Annotated in this window: 12 protein-coding genes; 4 read left to right on the plus strand and 8 right to left on the minus strand. The window is 48.7% G+C overall.

The annotated features are described in order from the left end of the window. The first annotated feature begins 179 nt into the window (after positions 1-179). On the plus strand, positions 180-590 hold the full coding sequence (locus tag PGW97_RS20320; protein WP_047885760.1) for an SPOR domain-containing protein: 411 nt from the start codon (positions 180-182) through the stop codon (positions 588-590). A gap of 93 nt (positions 591-683) precedes the next feature. On the opposite strand, the gene PGW97_RS20325 is transcribed toward PGW97_RS20320, so the two are convergent. The 3 genes from PGW97_RS20325 to PGW97_RS20335 form a co-directional block, all read right to left on the minus strand. Next, positions 684-1,214, minus strand: a complete 531-nt coding sequence (locus tag PGW97_RS20325; RefSeq protein WP_047885761.1) for a GNAT family N-acetyltransferase — start codon at positions 1,212-1,214, stop codon at positions 684-686. After that, complete coding sequence (locus PGW97_RS20330) at positions 1,211-1,480, minus strand: type II toxin-antitoxin system TacA family antitoxin (RefSeq protein WP_047885762.1); 270 nt, start codon at positions 1,478-1,480, stop codon at positions 1,211-1,213. The genes PGW97_RS20325 and PGW97_RS20330 overlap by 4 nt, the downstream gene beginning before the upstream one ends. 131 nt (positions 1,481-1,611) lie before the next feature. Then, complete coding sequence (locus PGW97_RS20335; protein WP_084712588.1) at positions 1,612-3,063, minus strand: MATE family efflux transporter; 1,452 nt, start codon at positions 3,061-3,063, stop codon at positions 1,612-1,614. Between the two features lie 175 nt (positions 3,064-3,238). Between PGW97_RS20335 and PGW97_RS20340 the strand changes: the two genes are divergently transcribed. Continuing rightward, positions 3,239-4,216, plus strand: a complete 978-nt coding sequence (locus PGW97_RS20340; RefSeq protein ID WP_207103729.1) for a LysR family transcriptional regulator — start codon at positions 3,239-3,241, stop codon at positions 4,214-4,216. A gap of 43 nt (positions 4,217-4,259) precedes the next feature. Here the strand turns inward: PGW97_RS20340 and PGW97_RS20345 are convergent, their stop codons facing one another. Further along, complete coding sequence (locus tag PGW97_RS20345) at positions 4,260-5,192, minus strand: electron transfer flavoprotein subunit alpha/FixB family protein (protein WP_273860578.1); 933 nt, start codon at positions 5,190-5,192, stop codon at positions 4,260-4,262. Further along, on the minus strand, positions 5,192-5,941 hold the full coding sequence (locus PGW97_RS20350) for an electron transfer flavoprotein subunit beta/FixA family protein (protein WP_047885765.1): 750 nt from the start codon (positions 5,939-5,941) through the stop codon (positions 5,192-5,194). The genes PGW97_RS20345 and PGW97_RS20350 overlap by 1 nt, the downstream gene beginning before the upstream one ends. A gap of 268 nt (positions 5,942-6,209) precedes the next feature. Here PGW97_RS20350 and PGW97_RS20355 point away from each other — a divergent pair, with 268 nt between their 5' ends. Beyond that, positions 6,210-7,841 carry an electron transfer flavoprotein-ubiquinone oxidoreductase gene (locus tag PGW97_RS20355; protein WP_273860629.1) on the plus strand — a complete coding sequence of 544 codons (1,632 nt, stop codon included), beginning with the start codon at positions 6,210-6,212 and terminating at the stop codon, positions 7,839-7,841. Positions 7,842-8,035: 194 nt separating this feature from the next. Here PGW97_RS20355 and rlmF read toward each other — a convergent pair whose 3' ends face one another. From rlmF to PGW97_RS20370, 3 genes are all read right to left on the minus strand, one after another. Next, a complete protein-coding gene (gene rlmF / locus PGW97_RS20360; RefSeq protein WP_273860630.1) occupies positions 8,036-9,124 on the minus strand; it encodes a 23S rRNA (adenine(1618)-N(6))-methyltransferase RlmF in 1,089 nt (362 codons plus the stop codon). 705 nt (positions 9,125-9,829) lie between these two features. Next, positions 9,830-10,648, minus strand: a complete 819-nt coding sequence (locus tag PGW97_RS20365; protein WP_273860579.1) for a slipin family protein — start codon at positions 10,646-10,648, stop codon at positions 9,830-9,832. A 6-nt stretch (positions 10,649-10,654) separates the two neighbouring features. Next, positions 10,655-12,064, minus strand: coding sequence for an NfeD family protein (locus PGW97_RS20370; RefSeq protein ID WP_443147137.1), 1,410 nt, complete (start codon positions 12,062-12,064; stop codon positions 10,655-10,657). 310 nt (positions 12,065-12,374) lie between these two features. Between PGW97_RS20370 and PGW97_RS20375 the strand changes: the two genes are divergently transcribed. Continuing rightward, positions 12,375-13,571 carry a transporter substrate-binding domain-containing protein gene (locus PGW97_RS20375; RefSeq protein ID WP_273860580.1) on the plus strand — a complete coding sequence of 399 codons (1,197 nt, stop codon included), beginning with the start codon at positions 12,375-12,377 and terminating at the stop codon, positions 13,569-13,571. Positions 13,572-13,628: the final 57 nt, after the last annotated feature.

A 13,628-nucleotide genomic window follows, 5' to 3' on the forward strand; every position in this document is an offset into this window, starting at 1 on the left:
CAAAACAAGGTATTTTATGCTGGTTAATTGTTCGGTAAGTCACGAGATATCACAACACGGTTTATCAGACCGGTAAAAATTGACGCCTAATAATGTCAGATCATGTCATCAACGATGACACCTTTCAGGTATGAAGACAGAACAATAACAACACAGAGACTTTTCAGGAGAAGTTTGTAATGCGAAAGTTTTTTGCGCTTTTGGCGGTTTTAGTGCTGTCAGGCTGTTCCACTTTTGAAACCACTCATACGCAGAGCCAGTGCATTGGCGCAATGACCACTCAGGAAGCCTATGGTCACCTCAACCCGAACCGGTTTACGATCCAGGTTCTCGCGTTAACAGAAGAACGTCAGGGCGATGTGAAAAAATATATCCGCCATATCCCAGGTCAGCAGCCGGTTTGGGTTAACTGGAAACACAGCCAGGGATACCGCTGGTATGCCGTGATTTATGGTGACTTTACCACGAAAGAAGAAGCAAAAGAGATGATTGCCCGTTTACCGGCAGAAGTTCGACAGCATGGCCCGTTCATTCGCAGTTTTGCTGATGTACAAAGAGACAAGCAAACCGATGTGTTTCGTCTGCGTTAACAGCACGTTCTGAATAATTCCACAGTCAGAAGACCGATGGCCATAAAAAGCCGGTACCTCGTGTACCGGCTTTTTTATGTTTGATATCAGCACTCAGCTAAAAAGCTGACCAACGGTTTTCATCGGAATAAACATTCGGGTTCGGCCATTGTGATCACACAACACCTGAAAACCGTACTTAGTGTAAAACGCTTCCGCCGCAGGCGTCAGGCAATCCACCACTATCGCATAAGCCCGCATATGGGCATTCACTTCCCACAGGTATTTCAACGCCCGAATCAGGCTAACTTTACCCAAACCATGGCCGTGATATTCCCGGTGAACCGCCAATTGCGCAAGCAGGAAAACCGGAATGGGATAATTAGGTAGCTTTTTAGCCAATGATACTGGCAAGGTCTCACGCCGAATAGAACTCGGGGCGACACTATAGAAGGCGCAAATTGGCCATTTTTGATTGAGCAACGGCAGGCTGGCAGGTAACACCATGGTACGGCTGATACCTGCCTGCATATGTTTTGATGCCTGAGTCTGAATGAATGTGTTTAACTCAGCTTCACCGCAGTCAAATGAAGCTCGATCGTGAACATGCTTGTCCAGTTCAACAAATGTTTTTGACCAGCTCACTTGAATCCATTCTCTTCCGTGAATGCCGCGGCATCGCGCAGAGCCTGATTAGGCGCTTCTGCTTTATCACAGGCGTCCATAAAGCGATCAAATACATCATTTTGTACCGTCATGCTTTCATGTTGAGCAATAACCTGCGTTGCATCTTCATCCATCAGCCGGACAACATATTCGGTCAGACTCTTCAACCCCAGCAAAGCGGATGCTTTTTCTGCTTTGGCTTTAATCTCTTCGTCTAACCGCAGGTCTAAACGCGCTGTTGCCATGGTTACCTCCGCTATCATGCGTACGGAAGCTCTCCGTACAGAATAAGTATAAAGGGGATCAACCATCATCGCAATCTGTACAGAATATGTCCGTACAACCATTTGGCCACGCAGTGTCAAAAAACAGACCTTTAGCCCAGCAGTACCGACGCTTTTTTCTTTTCGGCTGATTCAGGCAAATCCGACTCCAGCGCATTTTCTACGAGAGAGAGCTCAACATGAGCCACATCTGAATGAGAAAGGTAAGCCGAATGCTTTGAAGTCAGCTTACGTAGCTCACGTAACAGAATAACCATCAGCATCAAGCCAGTGGCCGCCAGTCCAATCCCAAGACCGGCCCAAATTCCGCGAAGTCCCATGAAATTCATTAGTAACCATGCAGAAGGCAGACCAATGAACCAGTATCCGATCGCCGATGAGACGGTGGGTGCCTTCACGACTGCCATTCCACGCAGGATACTGATTGCTGCCAGTTGCCATGCGTCGACCACAAAGCACATGGCAACCATGATCATCACTCCCGGTAGTGCCGCAACCAGTTCAGATGCCATTGAATCCCCTTCGATGCTGAAAATCAGCGTCAGAAATTCCGGCTTCACGCTCACCAACAGGCCAATGACGGCACTGGTCAATGTCACCAGAATCATCCCCTGCTTGGCGTAGTATTTCACCATTGCTGGCTCCTGACGCCCGACATGCTGACTGACCAAAATAGACGCCGCCTGCGAAAGACCGAAGGCAATGTTCCACGACAGGTTCAGACATTGTAGTGCAATCTGGTGAATCGCCAACGATACCGCCCCGAGTGTACCGGCCAGCAACGCCGCACCGGAAAACAGCGCGTGCTCCAGCATGGTAGCGATCATAATAGGAATACCGATTGCTAGCAGCGGCACCATGATCCCAGGCTTGTATTCTTCCAGCAAAGTAAACGGGTTGTAGTGGCGATATTTGTTACGCGTAAATACCCAATAGCCGTAACCCAGCATGACCAGAAATGCCGCCAGCGCCGTGCCGTAACCTAAACCAGCCAGTCCCATATCCAGCGAGAAGGCAAACAGGTAACTGATTGGCACATTCAGGATGACGGTCGCCAACGACATCACCATCACTGAACGGGTATCACCAAATGCACTCACCAAGCTACGCAGTACCAGCAGCATCAGGGTTGGCAACATTGACCATTTCAACGCATCAAGATAATCGACAGCCAGCACAACAGCATCAGGGTCCTGCTTGGCAGCAAGCAACAAATCGTGCATCAGGAAAAAGAGCGGCTGAAGCGCAAGTGTCAGAAGCAGTGAAAGTAAAATTCCGCTTTTAAGTGCGACCCGGATGTCTCTTTCGCCTTTCTCCGACGATTTAAGCTTTTTACCATAGGCAATGGCAATCAGGTTCGCGACACACCCGACAGTACTGCCCGCCACAGTAAAAACAATGGAATACACCGCTGCACCCAAGCCACCACCGGCAATCGCCATGATGCTCAACTGTGCCATCATCCAGACATCGGTAAAAACCAGCAATTGCGCTACCAGCTGCGAGATAATGAGCGGTATCGCCAGGCTGATTAATTTCTTCATTCTATACCTACAAAGGGGAAAACAGGCTGACAAAGCCTCAAAAGTGATAATTAGTCGCTAATGTAGAGTGTTATGAATTGTGTTTCAAACGACATTTATAGTACGTTAGCATTCTAAAAACTCATGCAAGCCGACATTGGCACCCGAGATGCAACCCAATAACAAGAGATTGACGATGAAGCGCCGACACACACTGTTACCTCCTTCGCTGAATGGCCTGAAAGTTTTTGAATCAGCAGCGCGGCATCTGAGTTTTACGCTGGCAGCAGAAGAGCTGAATGTTACCCAGAGCGCGGTCAGCCGTCAGATCAGACAGCTCGAAGAACACATTGGTTTTTCACTCTTTATTCGTCATCACCGGGCATTGGAACTGACAAAAGAAGGCAAGGAAATCGCTCAGGTTCTGACCCGTCAGTACAGCGAACTGAATCGCGTACTGAAGCAACTGAAAATGAAGGAAAGCAGCACACTTCGGGTGAAAGTTGCAATGAGTTTCGCCGTGCGTTGGCTGATACCACGTTTGCATTCCTTTAAAGCACGCTATCCGGATTTAGATATTGTCCTTTCATCCAGCCTGGCACATAGCAGTGAAGAGATGAATCTGGATGAAGATGATTACGATATCGCTATCTTTAACGTGCAAAAAACGCCGAACAGCCAACATTCTTATCATTTTATCCGCAAAGAGTATCTGGCTCCGGTTTATTCCGGGCTGCTGACACACTCAGATACCCCATTAACCGTTAAAGAAATGCTGCGCTATCCCCGCCTCCACCCGACCTCCGATCAGAGTGACTGGAAAATTTGGCTGGCAAGAAATCATCTGAAAAACGCCGTGAACCATGCCGGCATAACATTCAACACCCTTGATATGGCACTGACATCATGTCTGGCCGGACAAGGTGTGGCTATCACGGATTTAATGCTGGTGGTCAACGAACTGCAGCAAGGCTTTCTGAAGCTTCCGCAGTCTGCCGTGATTGTCGCCAATAGCGACTGGGAATATTACTACCAGACCCATGCAATGCAGACCAGCGCAGAAAGTGACGCGGTCACAAACTTCATAAACTGGCTGGTGAGTGAGCAGGAAAAAGAAAAAACCGTACTGTTTTCTATGGCAGAACAGTACGGTTGGCAAGTTTTAACGGATTAGCCTTCCCAGGTGTCCGCTTCAGTTATCCGCAGTCGTTTGGGGATCAGACTGCATCAATCAATTGCGGCAAAATCTCAAACAAATCGCCGACCAATCCATAGTCAGCAATGTCGAAAATTGGCGCTTCAGGATCACTGTTGATGGCCACAATGACTTTTGAGTCTTTCATCCCGGCCAGATGCTGAATAGCGCCAGAGATCCCAACTGCAATATACAGATCCGGCGCAACAATTTTACCGGTCTGTCCAACCTGAAGATCATTCGATACAAAACCGGCATCCACCGCCGCACGGGAGGCACCGATCGCCGCGCCCAGCTTATCCGCCAGTTTCTCGATCAACGCAAAATTCTCTTTATTCCCCAAGCCGCGGCCTCCCGACACCACAATACGGGCTGCAGACAATTCCGGACGTGCACTGTCGGCAGACTCACGGCCGACAAAACGGGACACATCATTGGCAATTTCAATATCCAGACTGGCGATTTCCGCCGTGCCTTCTGTTCGTTCAGAAGCCGTATCAAATGCGGAACCACGCACCGTAAGTATCTTGACGGCATCGTTAGATTTCACTCGAGCCAGCGCATTACCGGCATAAATCGGGCGCACAACGGTGTCATCAGATTCAATGGCAATGACATCTGACAACATGCCGACATCCAGCAACGCTGCGACACGTGGCAACAGATTTTTACCGAAGGTCGTAGCAGCCGCCACGATGTGGGTGTATTTCCCGCCAATTTCAGCCACCAGCGCCGACAGGTTTTCAGCCAACTGATGTTCGTAAACAGTGCTGTCCGCCACTAGCACACGCTGCACCCCCGCAATACGGGAAGCTTGCTCTGCCACTTTCTGACAATGGACACCGGCAACCAGCACATCAATACCACCAGAAAGACTGCCTGCAGCCCCCATCGCTTTCAGTGTGTCATGCCCCAGGACCTGATTATCATGCTCTGCAATTAATAACACTGCCATTAGATCACCTTCGCGCTGTTTTTCAGTTTATCGACCAGTTCTGTTACTGATTGGACTTTCTCGCCCCCCGAACGCTGAGGCGGCGCAAAGACATCCAACACTTCATGGTGCTGTGTAACAGCCACACCCAACTCATCCGGTTTCACGACTTCAAGCGGCTTCTTCTTCGCTTTCATGATATTAGGCAGAGAGGCGTAGCGAGGTTCATTAAGACGTAAGTCAGTGCTGATAATGGCAGGCAGAGACAGATTGAGCGTTTCAAGACCACCATCCACCTCTCGGGTAACTGTTACAGCGTCACCGTCAACAACAACTTTTGAAGCGAATGTCCCCTGCGGGTAATGGGTCAGCGCCGACAGCATTTGCGCGACCTGATTGTTATCAGTATCAATGGATTGTTTACCTAGCAATACAAGCTGTGGTTGCTCTTTTGCGATAACGGCATTGAGTAATTTCGCCACGCATAGCGGTTCCAGATTGGCCGTTGCTTCAATATGGACTGCTCTGTCAGCCCCGAGCGCCAATGCAGTCCGAAGCTGCTCCTGACATACTGCCTCACCGGCAGATACCACTACCACCTCGCTCACATGGCCTGCCTCACGAAGTCTGATCGCTTCCTCAACGGCAATTTCACAGAAAGGATTCATCGCCATTTTGACATTCGCAGTTTCAACCCCTGATCCATCAGATTTCAGCCTTACCTTTACGTAAGGGTCAATCACGCGTTTTATCGCAACAAGTACTTTCACACGTTCTTCCTTTTTCAAAGTGGTAAAACGATACGGAGCTTCTTCTACAACTACTTACACAAGAAAACGGGTTGCCTGTTGTCGGCTATCTATTTCGCTGACCCGACTCCGCTGTCACCAGAGTTACACCAAAAAGTTATTACTCTTTGAGACTAGCTTAGTTTACGTTTACGTCAACTGGACTATATTTTATTCATACCACTAAGACTCAAATACACCGGATACGCAAAGGATGTCGTTTATGAGTTCAGAGAATACTCGTGAAAAAATGGAATTTGATGTTGTCATCGTTGGTGCAGGCCCGGCAGGACTGGCCGCAGCCTGTCGGCTGATGCAACTGGCGAATGAGAATGAGCAGGCTCTTTCCGTCTGTGTCGTAGAGAAAGGGGCAGAGGTCGGCTCCCATATATTGTCCGGTGCCGTCTTTGAGCACAAAGCGCTAGACGAACTGTTTCCGGATTGGGAACGAATGGATGCCCCCTTACATACCGCAGTAACAGACGATAAACTCTGTTATCTAACCAATAAATTCAACCATTTAACAATGGACGAATCATTCATGCCGGATAGCATGAAGAATATTGGCAATTTTGTGATCAGCCTTGGTAATTTCTGTCGCTGGCTGGGACAGCAGGCCGAGCAACTGGGCGTGGAGATTTATCCCGGCTTTCCCGCTAGTGAAATCTTATACAACGAGCAAGGCATGGTTTGTGGTGTGGCCACTCAGGACATGGGACGTGACAAAAACGGTGAGCCCAAAGCCACGTTTGAGCCAGGCATCGAGCTGCACGCCAAATACACGCTGTTCGCTGAGGGCGCGCGTGGTCATCTGGGAAAAGAGCTAATAAAGCAATTTCATCTTGATCACGGGAAACAGCCACAGCACTACGCTTTGGGGATTAAAGAGTTATGGGAAATCCCTGCCGAAAATCATCAGCCCGGGCTGGTCATTCATGGCGTCGGCTGGCCACTCAGTGAAAGTCATTCCCATGGCGGTAGCTTTCTGTATCACATGGAAAACAATCAGGTTGTCGTCGGTCTGATTACAGATTTGAATTATAAAAATCCCTACCTCAGCCCATACGATGAGTTTCAGCGAATGAAACATCATCCGGTATTCAGCCGGTATCTTGTGGGCGGAAACCGGATCGCTTACGGTGCCCGTGCAATTGCCAAAGGCGGCCTTTCATCGCTACCTCGTCAGCAATTCCCCGGCGGTGTGTTACTGGGCTGTGATGCCGGAACGCTGAACATGGCCAAGATAAAAGGCAGCCACACCGCCATGAAATCCGGCATGCTGGCCGCCGAGGCGGTATTTGAAGAACTGAAACAAGGGTTATCCCACACAACACCTGGCTATGATCGCCTGTTTCTGGATTCCTGGCTCTACCAGGAGCTGCATGAATCACGCAACTTTGGCGCTGAAGTCCACAAGTTTGGTACGCTGGTTGGTGGCGCACTGGCAACTATCGAACAAAAGTGGCTGAAAAAACTGTTCAAATGGACCCTGAAAGATAAAAGAGCCGATCATGAATGCCTGGAACCTCTGGCTAAACACACCCCGATCCCCTATCCGAAACCCGACGGCATTCTGAGTTTTGACAAGCCCTCTTCCGTGTATTTATCAGGCACACAGCACGAGGAAAATCAGCCATGTCACCTCAAGCTGGCTGACAGTGACATTCCGATCAACGTTCATCTGGAAACGTTTGGCGAGCCCAGCCAGCGATACTGTCCGGCAGGTGTTTACGAGGTTATTGAATTGGAAGGAAAACCGGCATTCCAGATTAATGCTGCAAACTGTGTGCACTGCAAAACTTGTGACATTAAAGATCCGTCGCAAAACATCACCTGGACCACACCAGAAGGCGGAGGCGGCCCGAGTTACCCGAACATGTAAACAGGCCTGTAAAACTGCATATACAGGTGCTGTTTACCTCTTGGATTTACACCAACTCGCTCCGTAATATAAGACAAAGGCCGGATTCAAATCCGGCCTCATAGTGTTTACACCATAAAAGTGTTTACATCATAAAAGTATTTACGCCATAAATAAGTTGCTTACTCAATCTCACCGAAATTGAGCTATCCCCTTTATTTTGACCAACGGGTCTGACGCCAACTGGCTTGCTGCTCAGGCGTTAGAAACGTCCATGCCACCACACGAGTCACTTTTTGTCCCTGAGACATGTCGATGGTTTTCACTTCAACGGCCCCGACTTTTTTCAACTGCTGATAAATGCTCGGTAAATTGTCTTTTTTCGAAACCAGCGTGGTAAACCAAAAGCATTGAGATGCAACATCTACGCTCTGAGTGATCATTCTACGAATGAATGCTGCTTCTCCCCCCGGACACCACAACTCTGCCTTCTGTCCCCCAAAGTTCAGCACAGGTTGCTGACCGGACGCAGACTGCATCGCAGCTGCTTTAGGTGGCGTCCCTTTTTTACGGGCATTTGCTGACAAGTTTTTAACTTTTCGCGCACTGCCTGCCGTCGCTTCTTCTTGTGACGCATGGAACGGCGGGTTACACATAGTGAAATCAAACCCGTCTTTCTCATTGATCATACCGGTAAAGATATTATCCGGGTTCTTTTGCAGACGACACTGAATGCCCCCCGCCAGAGAACGGTTAGATTCCACGATGAAACGAGCCGATTTCACTGAAAGTGGGTCAATGTCAGCGGCCACGAAATGCCAGCCGTAAACGCGATGCCCGACCATGGGATAGACACAGTTCGCACCGGTTCCAATATCCAAACCACGAACCTGTTTGCCTTTCGGGATTGTTCCATCGTTATATGCAGCCAGCAAATCTGCAATGTAGTGGAGATAATCGGCTCGTCCCGGAATGGGTGGACACAGATACCCCTGAGGGATATCCCAATGCTCGACTTGATAAAAGTGCTTCAACAGTGCTTTATTCAGCACCTTTACGGCTTCCGGATGAGAAAAATCAATCGAGAGATCACCAAACGGATTTTCCGATACGAAGGGAGTAAGTGCCGGACAGACTTGCATCAGCGCCGGAAAATCATAGCGCTCACGATGTGGGTTTCGAGGATGAAGACCTTTTTTGACAGCCTTACCTTTTTCCCCTGCGTGGCCATTTTTCCCTTTACTCCCTTTGCTTTCCGGCGACGAACCTGAGGCAGCCTTGGCGAACTTACGATGACCAGACAGTGGTTTACCCTGACTTTTTGAAGCCGGTTTTACACTGTTTTTGCGTCGCTCTGCCGTTTTGCCGAGTTGCGTGTCGCCCGACTTTACCGCTGAAGTTTTAGGTTTGCTAACCGAAGAGTGACGTGATGCTCGACGTTTCGACGATGAGCCGACGTCATCGTATGTATGGCGTTCATCGCGTTCATGGCGAGTATTGTTACGGCTATTTGCCGATCGAGATCCCGACCCATTGTGACGTGGTAACTTATCCACAGGTGATTCTGAATCAGTCGATGAAGATGGTTTGCCCTGATGCGCCTTGGGGCGACGTGGTTGTTTAAACGTTTTGCGCTGAGTTGTCTGTCCAGGCTTATCCGCCTGACTGTAGAAATTTTTCGTCATATTACTATCAATATTCGGGCTAAATGCCGGTAACTGTCCCAAGGCAAAGGACATTGTCCACTATCATCAGGTCGCTCTTAAAAGAGCGCCCCGAAAAACCAGATATTCTACCTTAAATCAGCCACCAGTATTCATGCTCCTGCAAATTAGTCGTTTTTATTTCATGATTTCTGAACAGTAAAAAGACATTGCGGGAAACTTGCTCATTGCATTATCGGTTTGGGCAATCAAACATCATAAAGAAAATAATCGCTAAGAACATGACACCGGTAGCCCCATTTCTGACATCACGCCCAAAACAGTGACACCGTCACCTAATGAGCATTAATCCATTCGATTGCTGCTATCTAAGTCGGTCTTAGTATCCCCACCACCACTATGGCATTCAGGTGACTTTTTCATCATCCTCGCGGCTTTATCCAGTAAATCAATCGGCATCGGGAAAACAATAGTCGTGGTGCGATCATTGGATATTTCCGTTAACGTCTGCATATAGCGAAGCTGTACGGCATTGGGGGCCTGATTAAGCACTTCTGCCGCTTCTTTCAGCTTGGCAGATGCTTCCAACTCACCGGTCGCATGAATCACTTTGGCACGACGCGAACGTTCTGCTTCTGCCTGACGCGCTAATGCTCTGACCATACTTTCATCCAGATCCACATGTTTAATTTCCACATTGGCCACTTTAATGCCCCAATTGTCAGTATGCTGATCCAAAATTGACTGAAGATCCTTGTTCAGCTCATCACGTGCAGATAACAGCTCATCCAGCTCATGCTGCCCCAGCACAGAACGCAGTGTGGTCTGCGACAGCTGGCTGGTCGCTTCGAGGTAATTTTCAACATTGTTGATCGCCATTTTCGGCTCGACGACGCGAAAATAAACGACGGCATTCACTTTAACTGACACGTTATCGCGGGTAATCAAATCCTGTGTCGGCACATCCAACACAATCGTACGTAAATCAACACGTACCATTTGCTGAATGATTGGAATGATGATGATAAGCCCTGGTCCCTTCACCTGATAAAAGCGCCCCAACAGAAACACGACGGCACGCTCATATTCCCGCAAGACTTTGAACATGCTGATAATCAGAACCAGAATCAGCACTATAACGGTTGCAAACGAGTAAGTAATCATAGCCGTTTATTCCTTCTCAAGATGTTGTTCCGGTGGCAGTCGAGTCACCTCAAGGTACAGCCCATCAATACGTTTTACTGTCACTTTCTGACCTTTCTCTAAATGCTCATCACAGTTTGCCTGCCAGATTTCTCCGTCCACCAGCACCCTGCCGGCACCGGGAAAGCCACTGACCACCACACCTTGCTCACCTATCATGCACTCCACGCCGGTTGTCACCGGTTTTCGTCGGGTTCGGAGTAACAGCGTCAGGACCACAAAGGTCATCAAGGCAGACACAACAGTCAACCCGACAATCAGCGGAACCGCAATCTGGTACCCGGGCGTTTCAGTATCCATCAGCATCACAGAGCCGAGCGCAAACGCGACAATCCCGCCCAATCCCAAAATACCGAAACTGGGGCTGAACGCTTCAGCCACCATTAAGGCGATACCGAGCAACAGAAGCCCGAGACCTGCATAGCTGACCGGCAACATTTGCAGCGAATACATCGCGAGCAACAGGCAGATCCCACCCAGTACACCTGGCAACCCGACTCCGGGGTTGTAGAATTCCAGCAACAGGCCATAGATACCAATCAGCATCAGAATGTAAGCCACATTCGGATTGGTGATGACCGAGAGCAGCTCAAAGCGCCAATCCGGGTGCCGCTCAACATAGGCCACATTTTCGAGTTCAAGTTTGGCGGGCAATCCGTTAACGGTAACGGTACGCCCATTGGCCTGTTTGATCAGGCTATCAAGATCAGCGGCAAGAAAGTCAATCACGTTTTGCTCCAGAGCGCTTTCAGCATCCAGGCTGGCCGCCTCCGAAACGGCTTTTTCCGCCCACTCTTCGTTTCTGCCGTGCAATTTTGCCAAACCACGAATATAGGCTCTGGCATCATTGATCACTTTCTTCTCCATTGCGGTTTTAGCTGAAACCTTGTTGTCTTCCTGGGGTTCAGCCGCCGATTCATCTTTTCCGTCTTCCGGCTTTTTATCTTCTTTTTTCGGCGAGAATGGATTGTTATCAGAATCGTCACCGCCACCGGGGCCAGTCAGTGACACCGGGGTCGCCGCCCCAAGGTTAGTTCCGGGTGCCATCGCGGCAATATGGCTTGCTAACAGAATATATGTACCGGCACTGGCCGCACGGGCCCCTGCCGGGCCAACCCAGGTGGCAATAGGAACCGGAGAAGTGGTTATGGCGCGGATAATGTCGCGCATTGACGTATCCAGCCCGCCGGGAGTATCCATCTTCAGAATGATGAAGGCGGCCTGCTCTTCTCGGGCATGCTCAATTTCCCGGGTGACATAATCACTGGTCGCAGGCCCTATACCGCCTGAGATCTCGATGATCCAGACATTTTGTGCCGTTGCTGCATGGCTCATCAGCCAAAGACACAACGCGGCGCAGAAAGCGATGACTCTCATACACCCTCCCAAACCGGATTCGTACCCAGACTAGTCCCGCTTATGGAGCGAGAGAACTGAACCTCAGGCAAGTTACAGGGTACCGGTACTTATCACAGTCAGATTTCAGATAGTTACCAATTGGCTATAAGCATAGTCCATTGGTAACCAGCACTCAGTGTCAGCTGCGATACCCCGCACCAAAAAGCCGCAATTCACAAAAAGATGACGAATGAGTGAATTTTCAATGATGCTTATACTGATGGTATGTGAGGTGTACATCGCCATCAGTGAGAAGATAAGAAAGTGAAAAAATGAGAAGGGATAGAATATGAATAAGCCCCAACACTCATGGCTCAACCGACTGATTTTGAATGCACTATTGACATTATTGTGTCTGGGAAGCTCACCAGTCACTCTGGCTGCATCGAATCAAGGTGTTTTAGAGCAAGAGGCTTTAGGCCAAGGAAATCTAGATCAACAAGCTTTAGAACAACCTGGTGATTTTAGTCAGATCGTATTGAAAAAAGTGAAAGTGGGAAGCTATGACTGTCCGCCATTTGTGATCATCAATAAAGACAGGACGTTTAGCGGGCTGAGCATACTGCTATGGGAGAAGATTGCGGAAGAACTGAAAATTGACTACGAAATAACTCGTCATAACCTGCCCGATATATTAAAAAGTGTCGCCAGAGGTGAACTGAATGTAGGCGTTTCCTGCATTTCAATTACGCCTGAACGCGAAGAGCTGATCGATTTTTCGCATTCCTTTTATGAAACCCACCTCGCCATCGCGGTCAAAAAACAAGGCTACGCCGCGACCATGAAAAACTTGTTAACGAATACCAAATTGTTAATCGTTCTGGGTTTCTTGTTTGTCGCCGCCTGCATTGTCGGCGGCATCTATTATCTGCTGGAAAACAGAGTCAACGACAAGCTTTATTCAATGAATACCAAACGGGCTAAACTCATCGAAGGTTTTATCCTTGGCCTGTTGTTTATTACAAAAGGCCCGTTCAATTATTTCGAGTTTAGAACCTTACCCGGGCGTGTCCTGACTGTTTTTCTGGCCATTTTCACCACATTCTTTATTGCCAGTATTACCGCCATGCTTGCCAGTACATTTACCCTCGGATTGCTGAGCAGCGATATCAATGGCCCTAACGACTTGGCCAATCTGAAAGTCGGAGCCAAACAGGCATCCACCTCATCGTTTTACCTGACCAACCAAAGCATTGTTCACCGCGCTTACCCCGATATTGAAAGTATGCTGATGGCACTGAACAACAACGAGGTCAATGCCATCGTGGCTGATGCCGCCGTCTTAAAGTATCTGATTAAAAAACATAAAGAAGAAGGCAAATACGAAGAGCTAACCGTTTTACCCTATCAGTTTGAAAAGCAAAACTACGGACTGGTTATTGAAAACAACAGCCCTTACAGAGAACAACTCAACCGAGCACTGCTCAAAATTCGTAAAAGTCAGGAATGGCGACAGGCGTTGAATACCTACTTTGCTGAGCAGTAAAGCGCCCGGAGGATGTAAAAGAACCCAAGGATACCCCATATAACAGGCAAAAAAATG

It is taken from the genome of Photobacterium sp. GSS17 (genome assembly GCF_028621875.1).
GTDB lineage: Bacteria > Pseudomonadota > Gammaproteobacteria > Enterobacterales > Vibrionaceae > Photobacterium > Photobacterium ganghwense.